At 64.4% G+C, this 22,555-nt stretch carries 12 protein-coding genes and 1 tRNA gene; 9 read left to right on the top strand and 4 right to left on the bottom strand.

Features of this window, described 5'->3' with window-relative positions:
* Positions 1-70: 70 nt before the first annotated feature.
* Positions 71-2,779, top strand: a complete 2,709-nt coding sequence (locus ASF00_RS05975) for a TonB-dependent receptor plug domain-containing protein (RefSeq protein ID WP_055875766.1) — start codon at positions 71-73, stop codon at positions 2,777-2,779.
* Here the strand turns inward: ASF00_RS05975 and ASF00_RS18310 are convergent.
* Positions 2,752-3,132 (bottom strand): hypothetical protein, encoded by a 381-nt coding sequence (locus ASF00_RS18310; RefSeq protein WP_156348203.1) that lies wholly within the window; start codon positions 3,130-3,132, stop codon positions 2,752-2,754. The two genes, ASF00_RS05975 and ASF00_RS18310, sit on opposite strands and share 28 nt — an antisense overlap.
* A gap of 12 nt (positions 3,133-3,144) precedes the next feature.
* Here ASF00_RS18310 and ASF00_RS05970 point away from each other — a divergent pair, with 12 nt between their 5' ends.
* Both ASF00_RS05970 and ASF00_RS05965 read left to right on the top strand, forming a co-directional pair.
* The gene (locus ASF00_RS05970) at positions 3,145-4,581 is read left to right on the top strand and encodes an NAD-dependent succinate-semialdehyde dehydrogenase (RefSeq protein WP_055875763.1); all 1,437 of its coding nucleotides are present in this window, start codon (positions 3,145-3,147) and stop codon (positions 4,579-4,581) included.
* A 442-nt stretch (positions 4,582-5,023) separates the two neighbouring features.
* Complete coding sequence (locus ASF00_RS05965; protein WP_055875757.1) at positions 5,024-5,962, top strand: D-2-hydroxyacid dehydrogenase; 939 nt, start codon at positions 5,024-5,026, stop codon at positions 5,960-5,962.
* On the opposite strand, the gene ASF00_RS18305 is transcribed toward ASF00_RS05965, so the two are convergent.
* A complete protein-coding gene (locus ASF00_RS18305) occupies positions 5,956-6,129 on the bottom strand; it encodes a hypothetical protein (protein ID WP_235525643.1) in 174 nt (57 codons plus the stop codon). The genes ASF00_RS05965 and ASF00_RS18305 overlap by 7 nt on opposite strands.
* A 205-nt stretch (positions 6,130-6,334) precedes the next feature.
* Between ASF00_RS18305 and ASF00_RS05960 the strand changes: the two genes are divergently transcribed.
* The 5 genes from ASF00_RS05960 (at position 6,335) to ASF00_RS05940 (ending at position 14,166) form a co-directional block, all read left to right on the top strand.
* Positions 6,335-7,708 carry a class II 3-deoxy-7-phosphoheptulonate synthase gene (locus ASF00_RS05960; protein WP_055875754.1) on the top strand — a complete coding sequence of 458 codons (1,374 nt, stop codon included), beginning with the start codon at positions 6,335-6,337 and terminating at the stop codon, positions 7,706-7,708.
* 85 nt (positions 7,709-7,793) lie between these two features.
* Positions 7,794-7,868 (top strand) — tRNA-Glu (locus ASF00_RS05955).
* 1,174 nt (positions 7,869-9,042) lie between these two features.
* Entirely contained in the window at positions 9,043-9,405 is a 363-nt protein-coding gene (locus ASF00_RS05950) for a hypothetical protein (protein WP_055875752.1), read from the top strand.
* A gap of 337 nt (positions 9,406-9,742) precedes the next feature.
* The gene (gene uxuA, locus ASF00_RS05945) at positions 9,743-10,981 is read left to right on the top strand and encodes a mannonate dehydratase (protein ID WP_055875751.1); all 1,239 of its coding nucleotides are present in this window, start codon (positions 9,743-9,745) and stop codon (positions 10,979-10,981) included.
* Complete coding sequence (locus tag ASF00_RS05940; protein WP_055875749.1) at positions 10,978-14,166, top strand: glycoside hydrolase family 2 TIM barrel-domain containing protein; 3,189 nt, start codon at positions 10,978-10,980, stop codon at positions 14,164-14,166. The genes uxuA and ASF00_RS05940 overlap by 4 nt, the downstream gene beginning before the upstream one ends.
* Before the next feature lie 27 nt (positions 14,167-14,193).
* On the opposite strand, the gene ASF00_RS05935 is transcribed toward ASF00_RS05940, so the two are convergent.
* Positions 14,194-16,404, bottom strand: coding sequence for a GH92 family glycosyl hydrolase (locus ASF00_RS05935; protein ID WP_235525642.1), 2,211 nt, complete (start codon positions 16,402-16,404; stop codon positions 14,194-14,196).
* 117 nt (positions 16,405-16,521) lie between these two features.
* Between ASF00_RS05935 and ASF00_RS05930 the strand changes: the two genes are divergently transcribed.
* Positions 16,522-19,287 (top strand): glycosyl hydrolase 115 family protein, encoded by a 2,766-nt coding sequence (locus ASF00_RS05930; protein WP_055875746.1) that lies wholly within the window; start codon positions 16,522-16,524, stop codon positions 19,285-19,287.
* 57 nt (positions 19,288-19,344) lie between these two features.
* On the opposite strand, the gene ASF00_RS05925 is transcribed toward ASF00_RS05930, so the two are convergent.
* The gene (locus tag ASF00_RS05925; RefSeq protein WP_055875743.1) at positions 19,345-22,377 is read right to left on the bottom strand and encodes a TonB-dependent receptor; all 3,033 of its coding nucleotides are present in this window, start codon (positions 22,375-22,377) and stop codon (positions 19,345-19,347) included.
* Positions 22,378-22,555 lie beyond the last annotated feature (178 nt).

Below are 22,555 nucleotides of genomic sequence, written 5' to 3'. Positions count from 1 at the left end.
AAGCGACGATCGCGATTGGGAACATCCGGACAAGGCTCTTGACGGGCCGGATTTCTTACGGGGGCTTCAGATGATCAGACATACGACTTCGACCGTCGCACTGGCGATTGCATTGCTGTCGAGCTCGGCCGCATATGCGGCCGGCTCCGATGCGGTTCAGGACGCCGTCGCGGCGTCCGCGCAGGATGTGACCCCGCAGGCCGTCGCGCCCGCCGAAGCAGAACCGGCCGGCGACATTCTCGTCCTGGGTACGCGCCGCACCGACCGAACGCTCGCAAACTCGGCGTCGCCGGTCGACATCATCAGTTCGGCCGACCTGACGACGCAGCCCGCCGCGAACATGATCGATGCGCTCAAGAATATCGTCCCGTCCTTCTATGCCGGGCAGAACTCGATCTCGGACGCGTCGACCTTCGTGCGCTCGCCTTCGCTGCGCGGGCTGTCGGGCGACCAGGTCCTCGTTATGCTCAACGGCAAGCGCTACAATCGGTCGGCGCTGGTGCAGGTCTATGGCGGCAGTGACACCGGGCTTGGCCGCGGCGCGCAGGGGCCGGACATCTCGGCGATCCCGTCGCTCGCGATCGGCAATCTCCAGGTGCTGCGCGAAGGCGCGACCGCGCAATACGGCTCTGACGCGATCGCCGGCGTGCTCAACTACGGGCTTCGTGAAGACCAGGGGATCGAACTGGTCGGCCGTGTGGGCCAATATTACGCAGGCGATGGCGAAAGCTACCAGATTGCGGGCAATGCAGGCCTAAAGGGCGACTGGGGGTTCATCAACGCGACCGGTGAATATGTCGACGAGGGGCAGACCAGCCGCGGCCGAACGCGCCCGTCGGCGGCGAACTTCGCGCAGAATTTCCCCGCGCTGGCGTCGCAATTGCCCAATTATCCGCTGCCGGTGCAGATCTGGGGCAATTCGCCCTCGCATGGCTTCAAGTCGGTGCTGAACGCGGCGATCAACGTCACGCCTGACAGCAAGCTGTATTTCTTCGGCAACTTTGCGCAGAGCAAGGGCAACCAGAGCTTCAACTATCGCGCGTCGGTGAGCAGCACCGCGGTCGACACGAACGGCGTCGTCCGCCCTCAGAACGCGAACGGCGCGTTCAACAACACCTTCTTCCTGACCCCCTGCCCCGCCGGCAACGCGACCTGCAAGAGCGGCGGCTTCGTCCGCGACGGCAACACGTTCAAGTTCGGCACGCTATATCCGGCCGGCTTCACGCCGCGCTTCGTCGGCAAGACGCAGGAGCTCTATGGCGTGCTGGGTTACAAGGGCACCAGCGGCGCCTTTAGCTACGATCTGTCGGGGACGCTGGCGCGCAACAAGCTGTCGCTGTCGATGTATAATTCGGCCAACTTCTCCTACGGGCCGGCGACGCAGACGAGCTTCGATTTCGGCGACCTGATCCAGAAGGAAGTGAACTTCAACGCCGACTTCACCTATGCGGCGGAACTTGGACTGGCGGCGCCGCTGACGATCTCGGCAGGCGGCGAATTCCGCAAGGAAACCTACGAACAGACTGCGGGCGATCTGCAATCCTATAGCGCGGGACCCTATGCGGTCGCACAGCAACTCTACACGCTGACCGCGCCGGGCGTATATGTCGACTCCGGCAAGACCGCGGCGCAAGGCGTCGGCGCCAGCGGCTATGCCGGCACCAGCGAGGCAACTGCAGGCAGTTTCGACCAGAAGGCCTATGCCGCCTATGTCGGTCTCGAAACCGATCTGACCGACGCGCTAACGGTCGGCGCAGCGGGCCGGTACGAGCATTACAACACCTTCGGCAGCGCGTGGGTCGGCAAGGTCAACGCACTCTACAAGCTCGTTGAAGGGCTTTCGGTCCGCGGCAGTTTCGGCACCGGCTTCCATGCGCCGTCGCCGGGCCAGTCGAACGTCTCGATCGTCACGACGTCGTTCAACGGCGGCAACGCGTTTCAGGCGGGCACCTATCCCGTCGACAGCGCACCGGCGCAATATTATGGCGCCCAGCCGCTGACGCCGGAAAAATCGACCAACTATGGCGCTGGCGTCATCCTGGAACCGATCCGCGGCATGACGATCACGGTCGATGGGTATCAGATCGATCTGCGCAACCGCATCGGCCTGACATCGCCGTTCATCGTCGACGCGGCGGCGGTCGCCGCACAGCCGGCGCTCCAGGCGGTCGGGGTCGACGGGCAGGTCCAATATTTCACCAACGGATTCAAGACACGGACGCGCGGCATCGACTTCGTCGGCACCTATCGTACAAAGTTTAGCGGCGCGATGCTCAACTTCTCGCTGGCGTACAACTACAACAATACCAAGCTTAAATCGTTCGACCAGCAGGTGATCGGTCTGGCGCAACGGATCGATGCCGAAAACCTGGCACCGAAACACCGCCTCGTCGCGAACGCGAACTGGTCATTGGGCAATCTGAGCTTTAACGTGCGTGAAAACTATTACAGCTCATGGACCAGCGCGCAGGATTACGGCGTGACCGTAACCAGGGCGGCCACCGCCACGACGCCCGCCGAGGGGTATGCCAATCAGCGTTTCGGCGGCAAGTTCACCACCGATCTCGAGCTGAGCTACATCTTCGCCGAAAACTTCACGCTGTCGGTCGGCGCGCAGAACTTTACCGACGAGCATCCCGATCGCCTTGCGGCAAATGCGACGGTGCAGATCTACCCGCTTACCGGCGGCACGTCCGACGGCCAGGTCTATGCGCGGAACGGCGGACCATTCGGGTTTAATGGCGGCTTCTACTATACCCGCCTGCGTGTGAAATATTGATCGTGAGCGGGGACGCGGCCGCGTCCCCGCACTTTTTCGACGCTGACCAGACGCGGATCGCTGGCCGCGTCCGATCCGCCGAGCGTCATGGCAAACGCGCCGTCACCTGCGGTACAGCCGACCCGAATGGCGACCACGCCCTGTAGAATTCCCGCTGGTCCGAAACGGTGGACGGCATTGTCGGCTTTGCGCGGGTCGGCGTGCAGGTTTACGGCTATCACGCCGATCGCATCCCACCGCGCGCGCTCCGGCATTGCCACGGGCGCGCCGACGAACGCTTGTCTGGCGAGCAGAGAATTCGCATTGACGGCCTGGGCTGACGGCAGCAACGCAGCCTCACGCGGTGCCAGCAACGGAGACGACCCATGACCACGCCCTATGACACGACGCTCGGCCTCTACATCGCCGGCGAATGGCTCAGCGGTGACGGACGGGATACGCGCGACGTGCTCAATCCGGCAACCGGAGCGGGCCAGGCGGCGTTGCCGCTTGCCACGGCCGCGGATCTCGATCGGGCGCTGGAGGCGGCGCAGCGCGGCTTCGTGGCGTGGCGGGCGACCCCGCCCGAAAAGCGCGGCGCGATCCTGGTCCGCACCGCACAATTGCTGCGCGAACGCGGCGATCATATCGCACGGATCGCGACGCTCGAGCAGGGCAAGATCCAGGCCGAGGCGAAGGGTGAGATCGCGTTCGCTGCGGGCCTACTCGAATTCCACGCGGCCGAGGCACAGCGGATCTATGGCCGCGTCCTGCCCCGCCCGTCGGGCTCGCGCAGCCTCGTCCTGCACCAGCCGGTCGGCCCGGTCGCGGCGTTCTGTGCATGGAATTTTCCGATCATGAACGTCGTGCGCAAGATCGCGCCGGCGGTCGCCGCAGGCTGCTCGATCATCATCAAACCGTCCGAGGAGACGGCGGGCAGCGCGGTCGAGGTTATGCGCTGCTTCCAGGATGCCGGCCTGCCCGGCGACGTCGCGCAATGCGTATTCGGCGTACCCGACGCGGTCTCGCGCCAGTTGCTCGCGTCGCCGATCACACGGAAACTGAGTTTCACCGGCTCGGTACCGGTCGGGAAGGCGCTGATGAAGCTCGCCGCCGACACGATGATGCGGACAACGATGGAACTTGGCGGCCACGGTCCGGTGCTGGTGTTCGACGATTGCGACCTCGACAAGACACTGGATACCTTGGTCGCGCACAAGTTTCGCAACGCCGGGCAGGTCTGCGTCGCACCGACGCGGTTTCATGTCCAGGACGGGATCTACGACCGCTTTGCCGCAGGGTTTGCCGAGCGCACTCGTGCGCTGCGGATCGGTGACGGGATGGATGCGGCGAGCCAGATGGGCCCGATGGCCAATGCCCGCCGTCCGGCGGCGATCGCTGAACTGGTCGGCGATGCTACCAGCCACGGCGCCAGGCTGCTCGCGGGCGGCGACTATGGCGGGCAAGGCGGATTTTTCTTTCAGCCGACCGTTCTGTCGGACGTACCGCTGTCGGCGCGCGCGATGAATGAGGAGCCGTTCGGCCCGATCGCGCTGCTCAGCCGGTTCGCGACCGACGACGACGCGATCGCCGAAGCCAATCGCCTGTCGTTCGGCCTCGCTGCCTATTGCTTTACCGAGAATGGTCGCCGCCAGAACGTTCTGGGCGACGCGATCGAGGCGGGCATGATCGCGATCAACAATGTCCGCCTCAGCTACGTCGACAGCCCGTTCGGTGGTATCAAGGAGAGTGGCCACGGCTCCGAGGACGGACCCGAGGGCATCGCCGCGCATCTGATCACGAAGACCGTCCACGCCAGTTGACGCTTGAGCGGACGGAGACGGCCGCGCACCGCACGCAATGCCCGGCCGTCACGCCGCCGCCATTCTGACGGTCGACACAATGGCGGGGATGGAGCCCGCCGTCCGTGTGGCACGCGGTTTGAGCAAGGCCGGCTCGACAGCGGTCGTCCTGCGATGAATGGGGACGCAGCAGTCGCAAACCCGTCGGTCACCCCGGGACCGGTTCTGCTGGCGTCTATCGTTGATCTGCCAATAAGGCTCTCAGTGCATCGTCGTACACCCCGGCATGGCAACAAAAGACGTGTTCGCAAAGTCGAATCACAAGCCGATGGTGCTCGTGCAATCGTCATTCTGCGACGACCGGCGGTGCTCGACCCTTCCGCCAAACTGTACGCTTAGCCCGTCGGCCGGACGATGTGCGCGCGATGCTTGACAGACGGCACGCAGCGCCGATGCTGGGGGGATGAAAGCCGTCTTGCCCGCCGCCGCTCGCCCCCTCCTCGAACCGCAACTGCCGCCAACGCTCGAAGCCGCCTGGTTCACGACCCCCGACGAGGCGAAGGCAATGATCGCCGATGCGGAGATCGCCTGGGTCGACATGCAGCCGACGCATCTCGTGGCAGAGGCGATTCGCGCCGCCGGTCCCCGGTTGCGGTGGGTGTCGACGATCTATGCAGGGCTCGACGCATTCCCGCTCGATGTCCTGCGCACCGGTAACGTGACGCTCACCAACGGCGCGGGCATCAACGCTGTCACCGTCGCCGAATATGCCGTGATGGGGGTGCTGGTGGCCGCCAAGCGGTTCGATACCGTCCTGCGGGCGCAGGATCGTCACGAGTGGTTGAGGGATGCACCCGGCAAGGTCGAACTTGCTGGAACCAAGGCGCTGGTGATCGGCTATGGTACGATTGGCCGGATGATCGGCGATCGCCTGATCGCGTTCGGCGTCGATGTGACCGGCGTGACGCGCAGCGGCCGTGACGGGACGATCACGCCGGATGCCTGGCACGATCGACTCGGCGCATTCGACTGGGTCATCCTTGCCGCCCCCTCAACCGATACGACGCAGGCGATGATCGATGGCGCCGCGTTGGCACGGATGAAGCCATCGGCGTGGCTAATCAACATCGCGCGCGGCGACATGATCGACGACGATGCGCTGATCACGGCACTGGAAAACGGGAACATCGCGGGCGCATTCCTCGATCCGACCAGCCCCGAACCGCTGCCGGTCGATCATCCCTTATGGTCGGCGCCGAACGCCATCATAACGATGCACTTGTCGGGCCGCAGCCAGACGACGATGTTCGCCCGCGGTGCGACCCTGTTCATGAAGAACCTGACCGCATTTCTTGCCGGTACGCCGCTGCAGAACGTCGCCGACCTGACGGCGGGTTACTGACCGCTCGACCGCGTGGTGACGGGCGTGACTTGCGGCCGGCGATTATAGCTTTTGACGCCACGCCGCCGCAGTTTGTCGGCGCGCCGGCGACGGCCGAGTATGATCAGCACCGGCACGCCAAGCGCGACGCCGCCGGCGATGATCGAGAACGCAACGATAATTCGCATTGGCATATCCATTTACGGTTCATGCCTAAACGACAGCGAACACGCCATATATTATTTGTGCCACACTGAATGAAAATATCCATCGAAGTGATTGCACACTCGCGGATGCCGGTCTGTACCATGCGGAGCCAAGGTTTACTTCGTTGCGCAAAAACCGGTTTTCGCGCATGGCCAGCCGCACAATTCACTAATCGGACGACATATCATGGCCGTGAACTGGGCCCCCGACAGCTGGACGCAGCACGAAGCTCGCCAGCTCCCGACCTACACCGATCCCGCAGCGCTGACCGCTGCTACCGATCAGCTGGCCACCTTCCCGCCGCTCGTCTTTGCCGGCGAGGCGCGCAACCTGACCGCTGCGCTCGCCGAGGTCGCCGCCGGTAAGGCATTCTTGCTGCAGGGCGGCGATTGCGCGGAGAGCTTCGCAGAGCATAGTGCGAACAACATCCGCGACACGTTCCGCGTCATCCTGCAAATGGCGGTCGTGCTGACGTTTGCGTCGAAGCTTCCGGTGGTGAAGCTCGGGCGCATGGCGGGCCAGTTTGCCAAGCCGCGTTCGACCGATACCGAGACGATCGGTGGCGTCGAACTGCCGTCGTACCGCGGCGATAACGTCAACGACATCGCCTTCACGCCCGAAGCACGTGCGCCCGATCCCCAGCGGATGATCCGGGCGTATTCGCAGTCGGCTGCGACGCTCAACCTGCTGCGCGCGTTCGCGCAAGGAGGCTATGCGAACCTGCATCAGGTCCATCGCTGGACGCACGACTTCATGGGCCGCAGCCCGTGGTCGAGGAAATACGCCGAGACCGCGGACCGGATCGGCGAGGCGCTCGAGTTCATGGCGGCGTGCGGGATCGACCCCGAAACCGTGCCGCAACTCGCGCAGACGCATTTCTACACCAGCCATGAGGCGCTGCTGCTCCAGTATGAGCAGGCGCTGACCCGGCAGGATTCACTGACCGGCGACTGGTACGATACCAGCGCACACTTCCTGTGGATCGGCGACCGCACCCGCTTCGAAGGCTCTTCGCACGTCGAATACCTGCGCGGCATCGGCAATCCGATCGGCATCAAGTGCGGTCCCAGTCTTGAGCCTGAAGCGCTGCTTCGGATGCTCGACACGCTCAACCCTGCCCGAATCCCGGGTCGGATGACGCTGATCACGCGCTACGGCTATGACAAGATAGAGGCAAACCTGCCTCGCCTGGTTCGCGCCGTGACACGCGAAGGCCATCCGGTGGTCTGGAGCTGCGACCCGATGCACGGCAACGTCGTCAAGGCCGCCAACGGCTATAAGACGCGCCCGTTCGACCGCATTCTTGCCGAAGTCCGCGGCTTCTTCGCGGTCCACCGCGCGGAGGGCACGCATGCCGGCGGCATCCATGCCGAGATGACGGGGCAGAATGTGACCGAATGCACCGGCGGCGCGGTCGACGTGACCGAGCAATCGCTGGCGGATCGCTACCACACGCATTGCGACCCGCGCCTCAACGCGAGCCAGAGCCTCGAACTCGCCTTCCTGCTGGCCGAGATGCTGAACGAGGAAATGGCCGAGCGGAAGAAGGTCGCCGCCTGAGAAAAAACAGCGGGCGCCTAAGGAATTTGCGGTAATCGTCTTGACGACTGCCGCCCCCTTCCGTAGACGCCCGCTTCTGCTACACGGCCCCTTCGTCTAGCGGTTAGGACGACGCCCTCTCACGGCGTAAGCACGAGTTCGATTCTCGTAGGGGTCACCATTTCCGACCAACGCTTGGAAATATCCTTACTCACGTGATCTTTGCCCGCGATGTGGACCGCACATGGGTACAGAACGACGTGACAAAGCGCGCGATGGCATCGCCCTCGGCAGATCCCGGCACCGGCCGGCTCTACTTCAGATGCGCTGCCTGACAGGCGCCCCTTGGGGCCTTCGACGGCAAGGCCGTCGTGAAGGTGTCGCTTCTCATCAAGGACCTTTTTGAACGCCAAGTTCGGTTTCGCCCGCGAGTACGCAGCCTGCGAGACTGCGCCCGCCGACGCGCGGCGGTGGATGGCGCTCGTCCCCACCCCCGCAGCCCTGGAGCCCCGCCGGTACGAGGCGCCGGCGACGATGGTGGCCCCACAGGTCCCGAACGACACGCCCTGACGTTCATGGCGCTCGCCGCCGCGACAGTCGCGCGACGTCGACGACCTCTATACCCCGGCCATCATAGGCCCTGGGTCCAACACCGATTGGAGCCTCGTGGCGGGCGACAGGACGAGGTTCGAGAGGGCCGTCGCCGAAGTCCCACAGCGGTGACATCGAGCAGGCTGGCACGAACTGGATTCGCCTGCTCTGGTACCGCGCCGGGCGCGTGGCACCGATGGTCCGGCCCGGCTGCGCGCTTTCGGCGCAAGCGGCGAGCACCCCGTGGACGACCAGATCGCCAAGGCGCTCCTCGGCGCTGGGGTAACCAGCATAGCGGTGACGAGGAGGTCAATCGGGCGTGTCTGGGCCCTGACCGGCCGCGTGCGACTGATATGCGGCTGAGGACGACGTGCTCCCCTACATATTGTTCCCGCCACCGGATCGCTGCACAGCACAGCGCCAACCCACTCGACCGCCAAACGGCGCGATCAAACGAGACACCGGCATCGTCGGCATTTTTCCCATCAAGGATGCCTTACCCGCGTCGCCAGCGCTTTGCCATTGGAGGAGGCCGATAAGCGGGCGGTTTCCCGGGGTCGCTACATGACGCCGGGAAACGCTACGCAATGGGACGATGATACCGCCGTCACGCTGCCATCCGTGACCGCCCGACCAATGCCGGCCAGACCGGCGATCAATACCGCTACGCCGCCAAAGCTACATCACCCGGCGGGACACGATCGACCATTTAGCAATTGCGCTGGTTGCACAAATGAACCGTGCACATCTTTGTAACGCCGCACATGCTCGACAAGCCCGCCATGGCGCCGCTCCAATCGCGATCGGATGGCTCGCTTATGCCGCCTAGGCTGGAACCTGCAAACTGTGGCATCAAGCACCGAGCGCGATCGTTCGAATATCGATCCGATTTCGTCGCAATTAACCCGGAGACTTTCGAACGCCTCTCCCATGGCAGTGATGTGACGGTCGGCATCCCGGGCCAAATCTTGGCGTTCGCCCATGAGGAAATCGAGGGGTATCGCCAACCGGATCATGGTCACTACGAGGCGGTCGCTGCCCAACGCGCGCTGATCGCGGAACTCAACCGCACGCGTCCGCCAAACGGCGCGGCCGGGAAAGCCCGGCGGCGTTCTCGGCTAATGTAAAAGGGCGTCCCGGGATCACGCCAACTCGCCCTTCGCCGTGGCCGCGTGAGAGAGGATTGAGGTCCCGGTCGACCCCCGTAGCGTCAGCGCAATGCCTGCCCATCCTCACCAGCCGCGAATAGGTCGTGACTGTGCTCGGCTCGCGGCGAATGGATCGAAATCGTAACCACGGCGCCGCGGGGGGCGGTCATGTCGACCTGTCCGACATCTGCAGCGGTCGCAGTCCGGTGGCCACGGCGATACGCTTGCACAATTGCGCGGCTCGGACGATAAAGTGGACCGACCAATAACTTCACACTGGTCTGTTATCTTGCGGGATCGATGGCGGTCTGAATCGATGGAGACGAATGACGTGTTGATGACGCAGACGATGCGCTGGTTCGGCCCGGCCGATCCCGTCAGGCTGGAGGGCATTCGCCAGGCGGGCGCAACCGGCATCGTCACCGCCCTGCACGACATCCCGAACGGCGAAGTCTGGCCCCGCTTGGCGATCGCCGAACGCCGTGCACTGATCGAGGCGGCTGGCCTCGAATGGACGGTAGTCGAAAGCCTGCCCGTGCACGACGAGTTGAAGACCGGTGGCCCGCGCGCCCCCGCGTTGATCGAGGCCTATAAAGAATCGCTGAGTCATCTCGCGGCTGAGGGTATCCGCGTCGTCACCTATAACTTCATGCCACTGCTCGACTGGACCCGCACCGATCTTGCCTATGCGTTGCCCGACGGCGCGTTGGCGCTGCGGTTCGAATGGGAAGCGGTCGCCGCCTATGATCTTCATATTCTGTGCCGGCGCGGCGCGGCAGACGATTACGCCCCCGAGATCGTCGAAGCCGCCGGACGCCGCTTTGCTGCGATGGACCAGACCGAGCGCGATCGGCTCGAAGCCACCATTCTCGCGGGTCTGCCCGGCGCGGAGGAGAGCTTCACCTCCGCCAGCTTCCTCGCTGCGATCGCCGATTACGCGACCATCGACGCAGAGCGATTGCGCGCCAATCACGTCGCTTTTCTCGAGGCGGTGTGCCCCCATGCCGACACGCTGGGTATCCGATTGGTGGTCCATCCCGACGACCCCCCGTTTCCGATCTTCGGCCTGCCGCGCATCGTCAGTACCGAGGCCGATCTCGCCACGCTGTTCGCCAGCGTCCCCCATGACTCCAACGGCTTGTGTTTCTGCACCGGATCGCTGGGCGCGCGGGCGGACAACGATCTGCCTGGCATGATCGACCGGCTGGGCGAGCGGATCGGCTTCCTTCATCTCCGCGCGGTCGAACGCGAAGGCGAGACGGCCTTTCACGAGGCAACCCATCTAGGTGGCAGCGCCGACATGCCCGCGATCATCGCCGCCGTGCATCGCCTGTCGACCGCGTCCGGCCGCAGCATCCCGATGCGTCCCGACCACGGCCACCAGATGCTCGACGATCTCGGCCGCGTTACCAATCCCGGCTATTCGCTGATCGGGCGGCTGCGCGGGCTAGCGGAATTGCGCGGGCTTGAACAAGGCATCGCCTATGCCACCGCCCCGCCCGGCGCGACGACGGCGAACCGCCGTGCCTCCTGGTCGCGGCGTGGCCAGCGATGAAACCCTCGCACACCGTTTGGCTGCTCCTGTCGAGCGCCACCCCGCTGTCCGCACAAATGGTGCTGCCGATCCAGCCACAGGTCGACCAGTCCCGACCCGACTGGGAAAATCCGGCAGTCTTCGAACGCGGCAGGTTGCCCGCGCACGCCACCGGTTTTCCATTCGAAACGCGCGCTGCCGCGCTGGTGGGGGACCATAGCCGGTCGCGCCGTTTCCTGTCGCTCGACGGGATGTGGAAATTCGCCTTCTCCGCCGATGCGGACAAGGCGTCGACCGAATTTGCGCGCGCGGAGTACGACGTATCGCGCTGGAAAGCGATAAAGGTACCCGCCGACTGGCAGACGCAAGGCTATGATCAGCCACGATACAACAACATCACCTATCCGTTTCCCGCCAACCGGCCGCTGATCCCCCATGCCACCAATCCGGTCGGTTCCTATCGCCGTGACGTCGACCTACCGACCGACTGGGTGCGAGAAGACGTAATCCTGCATATCGGCGCGGCAGGGTCTGCCTATGACGTGTGGGTCAACGGCCACAAGATCGGCTATGCGGAAGATTCGAAGCTGCCGTCGGAATTCGACGTCACCCGCTTCGTGAAGGCCGGTCGCAACAGCGTGTCGATCCAGATCCACCGCTGGTCCGACGGCAGCTATCTCGAAGACCAGGATTTCTGGCGTGTCTCTGGTATCGAACGCTCGGTCTATCTGATTGCGGCGCCCAAGGCCCGGATCGCGGACATATCCGCGCAAGCCGGCCTGACCAACGCATGGCGCGATGGCACGCTGGCGCTTTCGCTCAAGACGACTCATCCCGCTCGCGGCATGACCGCGCGCGTCACGCTGATTGACGGCACGCGCGCTCTCTTTACCAAGATCGCACCCGCCACGCCGGTTGTCAGCATCACCGGCATCGTTCGGTCGGTAAAGCCGTGGACCGCCGAAACCCCCAACCTTTATACCCTGCTGGTCGAACTGATCGACGCAAAGGGGACGGTGGTTCAGGCGACCGGGCAACGGATCGGCTTTCGCACCGTCGCGATCCGCAACGGGGTCGTCACCGTCAACGGCAAACCGATCACGATCCGTGGCGTCAACCGTCACGAACATGATCCCGAAACCTTCCACGTCATTTCCGAAGCATCGATGCGGCGCGACATCGAACTGATGAAGCGCGCCAACATCAACGCGTTGCGCACCTCGCACTACCCGAATGACGAACGGCTATATGCGTTGGCCGACGAATACGGCTTGTACGTGATGGACGAGGCGGACATCGAGAGCCACGGCTACATGATCAATGCCCGTCGCACCGACGTCGACCGCACGAAGTACGAGATCGGCTATGACCCGGCGTGGCGCGCGGCGCAGGTGTCACGAGTCGTCAACATGGTCGAGCGTGACAAGAACCACCCTTCGATCATCTTCTGGTCGCTCGGCAACGAATCCGGCAACGGCCCCAATTTCGAAGCCGCCGCGGCCGCCGCGCGCGCTCTCGATCCTACCCGCCTGATCTCATATCTCGGCTGGACCCAATTGGAGGATTTCCGCCCAAACCCGTTCTCCGACATTTATGCGCCGATGTATGACAGCCCGGCCAAGATGATCGAGTACGCACGGCGCACCGAATATCGGCAACCGATGATCCAGTGCGAATATGCCCATATGCAGGGGAATTCGGGCGGCAACCTGACCGACTATTGGAACGCGATCTACGCCCATCCCGACCGGTTGCAGGGGGGCTTTGTCTGGGACTGGGTCGATCAGTCGATGTATCGCTATGACAAGGCCGGCCACCGCTATTGGGGCGACGGCAGCGAATATGGACCGAACCCCGGTGGCGAGATCGAATTCGGCGATGGCCTGCTCCAGTCCGATCGCACGCCCAACCCGCATTTCTACGAACTGCAAAAGGTCTATTCACCGATCCAGTTTGCCGCGGCCGATGCCGGATCGGGTCGATTCACGGTCACCAATCACCACGACTTCCAAGACCTGTCGGGGTTTACCCTCGACTGGGAGGTAACCAGGAACGGGGTCGTCGTCGCGCGCGGTGCGGGGCCACGACTCGCGACCAAGGCGCGCACCACGCAGCCGTTCGCGCTGGCGCTGCCGGCATTGTCAGCCACCCCCGGCAGCGAATATCTGGTCACGATCCGCGCCCTTGCAAAGTCCGGCTCGATCCCGCTCGTCCCTGCCAACGCGATCGTTGGGTGGGAGCAGTTTGCGCTGGCCGCCACACCCGCCGTACCGACACCGCGACCCGGTCGCGTCACGCTATCGGAAAAGCCGGGCACGGTGTCGCTGGCGGCCGGCGGCGCCATGTTGACCGTCGACCGCAAGACCGGGCTGATTGCCAGCTACCGCGTCGGTACCACCGATATCCTCAGCGGCGGTGCGCCCAACTTCGCTCGGGCGCTGACCGACAATGATATCGGTACTGATCCGGACAAGAAGCACGCCACATGGCAGGCGATGTCGGATGCCCGCACGATCGACCGCGTTACCGCTGACGGGGCGACCGTCACTGTCGACGCAACAATGGGCGACGGCACGAAGGCGGGCAAGGCGGTCCGTTTCGTCACCCGCTACACTATGGACGGCGACGGATCGGTCGCGGTGGAGGGCATCTTTACCCCGCTGGCGAGCGACTTGCCGGATCCCCTGCGGATCGGTTTCGCCTACGCCATGCCGACCCGGTTCGAGACGGTGGAATGGTATGGCCGCGGGCCGCATGAAAGCTATGTCGACCGCAAGACGAGCGCGATGATCGGGTTGTGGCGCGGGGCGATCGCCGCCCAGGATCATGACTATATTCGCCCGCAGGATACCGGCAACAAGACCGACGTTCGCTGGATGGAACTGACCGGTGGCACCGCGCCCGGCCTGCGCGTCACCGGCCGCGTGCCGCTGGCGATGAACGCGCTAGCCTTCCCCTATGAGGATCTGTCTCGACGGGCACCGGGCACCCGCAAGAGCACCGATATCGTGCCGCACGGCCATGTCACGCTGCTGGTCGATGCTGCCCAGTCCGGGGTCGGCGGCGATACCCAGTGGAACAAGGATGGCCGCCCCCTTCCGCAATACCGCGTCCCCGTCGCGCCTCTTAGGTTCGCGTTCCGGCTGGAACCGTTCACGGGCGCGGGCACGACCATCGCCGCGGCCAGACCGGCGACGGCGGACTGACCCCGGTTTGATCCGTCACCGATCGCATCAGTCGCGTAACCAGCCGGTAGGCTTGGCCGCGACGGTCAGGTCCAGCGTGCCGCCGGCTAAAATATCCGCCTGGCGGACGAACGGCCTCGTCAGCGGCCGTCCGTTCAGCCGTGCCGACGCGATGTAGATTCGCCCTGGTTTCCAGTTTCGGGTCACGATCGAAAATGTCTTCCCGTCCTCCAGCGTGATCGTCGCCTTGGGCTGATGCGGCGCATGCAGATAGTACAGGTCCGTCGTCAGCTTGGGAAACAGCCCGATCCGGTTGAACACATAGTGCGAACTCATCGCGCCATTGTCCTCGTCGCCCGGATACGCGTCGGCGGTAAAGCGCCGGAAGATACGGTCGGCCCAGTAGCTTGCCAGATCGGGCCGGCCGACGTCGCTGAACAACCACGGCGTCGCGAAGCTCGGCTCGTTGGTGATATCGATCAGGTTGCTCTCCAGCGCGTGCGATAACCGCGCGATGAACCGCGTCCGTCCGCCCATCGCCGCGATCATGCCGGGCAGGTCGTGCAGCATCGCGTAGGAATAGACCCATGCCGTGCCTTCGTAGAACCCGACATTGTCGTATTTCTTGCCGTCCCAGCCAAGCTTCGGGTCGATCGCCTGGAACCGGCCATCGGCATGGCGCGGCATGATGAACCCGGAAAAGCCGTCGCTCGTCGCGTCGTTGTCCCACACCTTGCGCCAGTTGCCCGATCGCGTCGCCAATGCCGCCGCCTCCTCCGGCCGCGCCGCCGCCGCCGCCAGCTTGGCTGCGTAGAAATCGTTGAGCGCGAAGGCGGGTGTCGACGACCCCGACCGGGCGCGTTGGTTGTCCGGCTCGGGGCTGCGATCCCCGACCGCGAACCAGCCGTCAATCTGGTAGCGCGGCCGCCGTTCCTGCCACGCATTGTGCAACGCGACCTCGGCCGCGGCGCGCCAGTCGACCCCCGTCACGCCACGGATCAACCCCTCGCCGAGCACGTTATCGATTTCGTCGCCGCCCTGCCCGACCTGATAGTTGCGACCGCCGATGAAGGCGGTATGTGCCGCCCCGAACTTCCGGAACGTCGAGACGATCGATCGGACATTGCCCGCATAGACGCTTGGCCGGACCAGCGACATCAGCGGAAAGCCGGTGCGGTACGTGTCCCACAACGTATAATAATCGTCCCAATGCGGTGTCGTGCGATCCGCCACGAGCTGGTCGCGGCTCCGGTCGCGCGGCTGGATCACGCTGTGATACAAGGCGGTATAGAAACGACGCTTGTCCGCCTCGCCGACGCCGTCGATCGTTATCCGGGCCAGCTCGCGATTCCACGCCGTCTGGGCACCGGCCCGAACGGCATCGAAGTCCCAGGCCGGGATATCCTCGTCGAGCAATTCCGCCGCGCGCTCCGCGCTGGTGAACGACACCGCGACCTTCATCATCACCGGTTTTCCGGGAGTCGGATCGAACTGCCACCACGCCGCCAGTCTGGTGTCCGCCGGCGTCGAGGCGGTGGTCACGCCCGGTTTGACCGCGGTGCCCGCACGCACTCCCCAGCGCGTCGGTGCCCGGTCGAGCTGCGCCACGAACCATATATCGGTCCGCGCCGGATTCCAGTAATCCTTGGCTCTGACCCGCGCGACGATCCTTCCGCGCGCCGAGTCGATCGTGACGTCCGCGCCATCGCTCGCCAGCTCGCCGCGGATCTTGCGCGTGAGATCGAACACCATCGTGGCGGGCGACCCGGCGGGATAGGCGAACCGGTACAACGCCGCGTTTTCCGCCGGCGTCACCTCGGCCCGGATGCCCCAGCGCGACAGCGTCACCGCATAGGCATCCGCCGCCAGTCGCTCGTCCGCCTTGAGCGAAAGATGCTCGGGCTCATCGAACTGCGGCGCGCCGGTTTGCGGCGAGACGAGGAACGTGCCGTATGTCGTCCGCCCGCCCGACCCTTGCGTATGCAACTGCGCGAAGCCGCTGATCGGTGCATCCTTGTCGTACCCGGCATTGCTGCCGACCAGCGTTTCGGGGCTCGGATGGATCGACCCGGCGGGCCGCGTCGGGCCCGGTACGGTATCACCCTGATCGTCATTGCCGGTGCCGATCCGTGGATCGACGTAGCGATACGCCGGCAAGCCGGCCTGCTGTGACACGGTGTATTGCGCCCCGATACCGGTGGAGCACAGCAACCCTATCAGAGCGGCCATCCCGAACGATGTGCGGACCATGCGTGACATGACAGGCTCTCCCGGATCGTGGCGCCGGTCAGCGCCGGCTTGTCCGTTCGACCTAGCGCGATCATAGTGGCATGACCAGCCACTATGAATTGGCATGACGCCCCTGGGAGAACGCCGATGAGACGCTATGCCGCGATGTCCCTGCTGGCGACAACCGCATGGTATGCCCCGCCCGCCTTCGCCGCGCCGCTAGACCTGACCCGCGCCGGGATCGTTCATGACGGAAGCGGCACTGGTGACGTCACGGCCATCGCCGCCGACATGCTCGCGGGCGATCTGACGGCGCTGGGCGCGCACCGCCCGGGCGTCGCGACCGATCTGGCAACCTGCCCGCAAACCTGCGTCGTCATCGGCCGCTATGATTCCCCACTCGTCGCCCGCCTTGCCAGGGAGGGCGGTGTCGACCTCTCGATGCTGGCCGGAGCATGGGAACGCCATGTCCGGGCGGTGATCCGACGCGGCGACCGGCGCATCGTGTTGATCGCTGGATCGGACCCGCGCGGTACCGTGTACGGGGTAGTCGACCTGTCGCGTGCGCTTGGCATTTCGCCGTGGACCTGGTGGGCCGACGTCACGCCCCGCCGCCGCACGGCCATCACGATCGACGATGCGGCCTTCGTCTCCCGCGCACCCTCGGTGAAGTATCGCGGGATCTTTCTGAACGACGAGGACTGGGGCCTGCTGCCTTGGGCCGCAAAGACCTATGACGCCGCCAAGGGCAATATCGGCCCGCGCACCTATCAGCGCGTGTTCGAACTGATGTGGCGGCTGAAGGCGAACACGCTCTGGCCGGCGATGCATTCCGTCTCGACGCCATTCTACGGCGATCCCGGCAATGCGCCGATGGCGGCACGCTATGCGATCGTCGTCGGTACGAGCCACGCGGAACCGATGATGCGCAACAACCTGCGCGAGTGGGACGAGGCGATTCGCGGGCCGTTCGACTTCACCCGCCGCTCCGACGCGATCCTCGATTACTGGCGTGAGCGTGTCGCCGCGACATCGGGCGTGGACGCGATCTACACGCTCGGCCTGCGCGGTATCCATGACGGCCCGATGCAGGGCGCCACGACGACAGAGGCTCGGCGCGCTATTCTGGAACGCGTGATTGGCCTGCAACAGGGGCTGCTGGCGCAAACGCTGAAGCGGCCGATCGATACGATCCCGCAGGTTTTCGTCGCCTATCACGAGTTGCAGGAGGCGTATGACGCCGGCCTGTTCGTGCCGCCCGACGTCACCCTGATGTGGACGGATGACAATTACGGCTGGCTCCGGCGCCTGAGCACCCCCGCCGAACGCCTGCGACCGGGTGGAGCCGGGATCTATTACCATCTCTCCTATTGGGGGCGGCCGCATGATTATCTTTGGCTCGGCACCACCCATCCCGAAATGATCCGCGAACAGATGGGCCGCGCCTGGGATACGGACGCTCGCCGGATGTGGATCGTCAACGTCGGCGACATCAAGCCGATCGAATATCTATCGCAATATTTCCTCGATCTCGCCTTTGACGACCGGCTGCTTCGCACACCGTCGATCACCCACCTGACCGGCTTCATGGCTGACCAGTTCGGTCTGCCGCTCGCCCCGCGCATTGCCGCAGTCATGCAGCGCTTCTATGCGCTGGCCTGGGAACGAAAGCCCGAGTTTATGGGCTTTGGCGAAACCGAATGGGTGACGTCGAATCGCCCTACCGCCTATGTTCAGAGCGATGGCGAGGAAGCACAGACCCGGCTGGTCGCCTATGCCGATCTGGTTGCGCGAGCCGAGGCGATCGCCGCGCAGCTTCCCGCCGATCGGCGCGATGCGTATTTCGAGCTGGTCCTCTATCCCGTTCGTGGCGCGGCCCGATTGAACGAGCGCATCCTGCGGCTCGACCTGGCGACCCTCTACGCAGGCCAGAACCGCGCAAGCGCAAACTGGTACGTCGCCGCCGCGCGCAGCGCGCATGCCGGGCTGGTTGCCGATACCGCGCGCTACGATGCGCTGGCTCAGGGCAAATGGCGCGGCATGATGGATATGGCCCCACGACGGCTGCCCGTATTCGACGAGCCGCAATGGCCGCATTGGGACGCTTCCGCAAAAACCGGCTGCGATACCGCCTTGTGGGGCGAATGGATCAACGACGAAAATACGCTGACGTTCGTCCAGGGGAAGCCCGATCGCCGCACCGTGACTCTTTACGGTCGCCAGCCGCACGCTCAGCCATGGGCGGTAAAGAGCAGCCCCGGCGGCGTGTCGGTGTCGATCCGATCAGGCATATTGACGGCGACCAACGGCTACGAGCAGCGACTGACCCTATCCTATGACGGCCGTGGCCCGGCCGGCCCCATCGCCCTCACCTGCGGCGGCGCAACTCTGCCGATCCACACGGCGCTGACGTCGACTGCATCCGACGAACGCGAACGCCGCGTGACCTTGCCTGCGGTGGCGGCGACGACCGGAGCGGATTGGGAGCGGGTCGCCGGGCTCGGCAGCCTTGGCGCGGCCATTCGCGCGCGACTGACGCTGCCGACCCGCAAGATCGCCGATCTGGTCGACGTTGTCCCCGTGACCTATCGCTTTTCGACGGTCACGGCGACGGGGGCGGACTTGCGCATTGTCGCGCTGCCTGCGCACCCGATCGACCCCGGCCATCGCCAGCGGATCGCGGTGGGCTTCGATAATGGGCCCCTAGTCGAGATCGATTTTGCGACGGTCGCGCGCAGCGACCGGTGGCGAGCGAATGTCCTGTCCAATACGGCGACCGCCGCGATTCCAATCGCAGCGGTCGCACCCGGCGCCCATCGCCTGCGCATCTTCCCGCTGGACCCCGGCGTGATGCTTGACCGGATCGAACTGACCTTCGACCGCGCCCGCCCGCGCTACGGCGTCGGCGACTGACAAAAAAAACGGTGCCTCTCGCGAGAGAGACACCGCCAGTAGGGGAGGATCGTTTGTCTAGAACGTGGCGCGGGCGGTGACCGTGAACGTCCGACCGTCATAGTCGGCACGACGGATCAGTCTCTCGTCGCCCTCATATTCGATGCGCAACGCGTTGGTCAGGTTGTAGGCATCGAACGACAGCGAGATCGCTTCCGACACGTTGTACGACGCCGACAGATCGAGCTGGCCGCGCGACCGTACCTGCCGCGCCGCGCCGGTCAGCGTACCGGCAGACGCCAGATCATAGTTGCTGCGCACGTTGTAGACGAGGCGCAGGCCGTAACTGGTCGTCTCGTAATAGCCGATAACGTTGGCGTTGTGCCGCGACACGCCCGGGAGCGTCGCCGCGGTGCCATTCGATGCCTTTCCGCTGATGTCGGTAAACGCATAGTTGAAGCCACCTCCCAGATGGCTGAGCACGCCGGGCAGGAAATCGAGCGACTGCTGAAGGTTGAACTCCAAGCCCCGCACGGTGATCGGATTGTCCTGGTTCAGGAATCCCGTCGCTGCCACGATGAACGGCGTCGGTACCGCACCGCCGGTGTAGATCTGGTTGCTCTCGCACCGGTCGCCATTGACCGTCAGCAGACCCAGCCCCAGCGCGGTCGAATCCGCCGGGCACAGCAGCCGTGGATCGTTGACCGTCGCGATCAGCCCCTTGATCCGCTTCTGGAAGCCGGCCAGCGAGATGATCCCATTCGGCCGATTATAATATTCCAGCGACAGATCGAGCGACGTCGAATCATAGGGCTTCAGGTCGGGATTACCCAGCGTCACCGAATAAACCCCGTTCACCGGATTGCCGACGATTGTCGACGGCGTGAACTGGCGTGGCTGCGGCCGGACATAGGTGCGATAGGCGGCGCCGCGCATCAACAGTTTGCTGCTGATGTCGGCCACGGCGATAAACGACGGCAGCAGCTTGCCATAAGTACGCGAATAGGTGTTGGTACGGAAATCGGCGGGCGAGCCGATCGTGCTGGTCAACGAGATCCGGTCGAGCGCATCGATCTTGTTGCGGGCATATTCATACCGCACGCCGCCATTGCCGCGGATGCGGACACCCGCCACCGTGACTTCATACTTGATCTGCCCGTATCCGGCGGCGATGTCGGTCTGGTTGGTGAAGTTGTACAGCGCATAGTTGCTGTCGTTGTACCGGATGTTGAAGCCCAGCGGGGACAGCGCACCGCCTGGAAATACCGTCACTGGTTTCAGCTTGTCGAACGCATAATCCAGTCGCGCCGACTGCCAGTTGGGGCTTGTCGTCCCTGCCTTGCCGCCGAAGAAATCCCCGACTACCGGCGCTGCCTCGAGGAAGGTGCCGTCGATGTTCTGCGTCTGAATGCCGAACGCCTGCGTCCGATACCCTTCCGACGTGAACTTGTTGTGTTCGAACCGGAATCCTGCCTGGATACCGCTAAGCACGCTGTCCTCGAAACTGCGCTCGACGTCCCATTGATAGGCGAGCAGATCGGTCTGTGCATAGCTTTGCGTCCCCGTCAGCTGCAGGCGCTGCGTGCGACCGGCGGCAGTGGGCGAATTATAATATTGCGTGGGATCGGCGACGCCACCCCAGTACCAGCCGTTCGACACCATGCTTGAGACGATCGGGTTCGGCGCCAGCGAATAGAACAGGTCGCCAATCTCTCCGGCACCGGTGCGGATCGTGCCGCTGGCGCCGTTGCCGCTCGCCGTCTGCAGGCGATCGAAATCGAGCGATGTCTCTTCCGACTGGTTGTTCGCCTTCGATGCGGTGAGGATGGTGCTGACACGCCATGCGTCGTCACTCCACTCCGCCTTGCCGTTGATCCCCCACGCCTTCTGGCGCAACGCCAGCCGCCGCGTCGACATGCGCGCATCGGGGTTCGTGAAGTCGTAGTCGGTGACGACATAACGCCCGTCGGCCAGTTTTACCGGCGTACTGGTCGGCGTGACGAAGCTGGCGTCGTTATTGCTGAGGATCGAGAAATACTGATTGGTCTTGGGTAACTTGCGATCGGTGTAGAAACCGGTCACGCCGATCCGGGTCTGCGCGTTCGGCTTCCATTCCGCGCCGGCGGCGCCGGTGTACAGGTCGCCGTTGTTCAGTCGGGCATATTGGCGCAGCTGAGAGTTGTAGAGCACCCCGGCGGTGCCGTTCGAACCCGTGCACGAGGGGCATGCCGCCGAACGCGAATAATAGGAACCCAGCGTCGAGGCATTGGCTTGGGCCTGCGCGGCCGAGAAGGCTGAATAGCTGTTGAATTGCACCGTATCGCGGCGAAAATTCTCCTTCTTATACGCCAGCACGCCGAAAATGGCGAAGCTGTCGGAGAACAGGTGGTTGTATCCCACCGTTCCGGCTGGCGCGAACTTGTCGCCCAACTGGTTATATTCCATTGCGCCCTTGACGAAGCCGCCTTCCTTGCGGCTGAGCGCCGGCGCGATTTGGAGATCGACATTGCCGGACAGGCCGCCCGACTGCGCGTTGGCGAGCGGCGATTTGTCGATCACGATGGCGCTGAAGATGTCGGCATTGAACGCGCCGAGCGGCGCCGCTTCGGTCAGGACGGGTTCGGCAAATGCGACGCCGTTCAAGGTCAGACGTGCATATTCGCCCGGCAGGCCACGCAGGTTGATCGTCGCGTTGCGGCCCTCGGCCTCGCGGTTGATCTGTACACCCGGCACGCGCTGCAACGCCTCGCCTACGTTGAGATCGGGAAAGCGGCCCAGACCGTCCGACGAGATACCGTCGGTGATCGCGATTTCCGACCTCTTCGACCGGATCGCGTCGGCGTAGCTCTGCTTGAAACCGGTGACGACGATGTCCGCGGTCGGCTGTTCCGCTGCCTCTGGTTGCGACTGCGGATCGGCGGCAGTGGTCTGTGACGGATTGGCAGGCGTCGCGACGGTCGGCGTGGCCGGATTGGGCGCGGGCAATGCCGGCGTCACGGTCGGTGCAGGCGTGGCGGGCGCTTGCTGTGCAGCGACCGGTATGGCGGTCAACATTGTCGCACCGAGCAGTGCGGCCAGCGTATTCCGACGAATATTCGCAACGTGCGTCATAGACCTCCCCCTATTCTTCCATCGGTCCGATGGTCCGCCGTGGTATGTCCCCGGTCGGTGCCAGCAGTGCATTGCTTGTCATCAGGGCGGCCAATCCCGGGCATCTCGGCGACGGGCAATTGGCCTCTCCTTTTGGCAAGGCCAATTTGGCCGAATTGGCCTATTGTGTCAATCGGGG

The organism is Sphingomonas sp. Leaf34 (assembly GCF_001421805.1).
In the GTDB taxonomy this organism is placed as follows: Bacteria; Pseudomonadota; Alphaproteobacteria; order Sphingomonadales; family Sphingomonadaceae; genus Sphingomonas.
Note: the sequence above shows the minus strand (reverse complement) of the source record. Positions and strands in the feature narration are given on the sequence as shown.

Bases quoted from the DNA above. Each gene is read 5' to 3' on its own strand.
- ASF00_RS05975 (WP_055875766.1), top strand. From the start codon at position 71: ATGATCAGACATACGACTTCGACCGTCGCACTGGCGATTGCATTGCTG.
- ASF00_RS05970 (WP_055875763.1), top strand. From the start codon at position 3,145: ATGACCACGCCCTATGACACGACGCTCGGCCTCTACATCGCCGGCGAA.
- ASF00_RS05965 (WP_055875757.1), top strand. From the start codon at position 5,024: ATGAAAGCCGTCTTGCCCGCCGCCGCTCGCCCCCTCCTCGAACCGCAA.
- ASF00_RS18305 (WP_235525643.1), bottom strand. From the start codon at position 6,129: ATGCGAATTATCGTTGCGTTCTCGATCATCGCCGGCGGCGTCGCGCTT.
- ASF00_RS05960 (WP_055875754.1), top strand. From the start codon at position 6,335: ATGGCCGTGAACTGGGCCCCCGACAGCTGGACGCAGCACGAAGCTCGC.
- ASF00_RS05950 (WP_055875752.1), top strand. From the start codon at position 9,043: ATGCTCGACAAGCCCGCCATGGCGCCGCTCCAATCGCGATCGGATGGC.
- uxuA (WP_055875751.1), top strand. From the start codon at position 9,743: ATGGAGACGAATGACGTGTTGATGACGCAGACGATGCGCTGGTTCGGC.
- ASF00_RS05940 (WP_055875749.1), top strand. From the start codon at position 10,978: ATGAAACCCTCGCACACCGTTTGGCTGCTCCTGTCGAGCGCCACCCCG.
- ASF00_RS05935 (WP_235525642.1), bottom strand. From the start codon at position 16,404: ATGTCACGCATGGTCCGCACATCGTTCGGGATGGCCGCTCTGATAGGG.
- ASF00_RS05930 (WP_055875746.1), top strand. From the start codon at position 16,522: ATGAGACGCTATGCCGCGATGTCCCTGCTGGCGACAACCGCATGGTAT.
- ASF00_RS05925 (WP_055875743.1), bottom strand. From the start codon at position 22,377: ATGACGCACGTTGCGAATATTCGTCGGAATACGCTGGCCGCACTGCTC.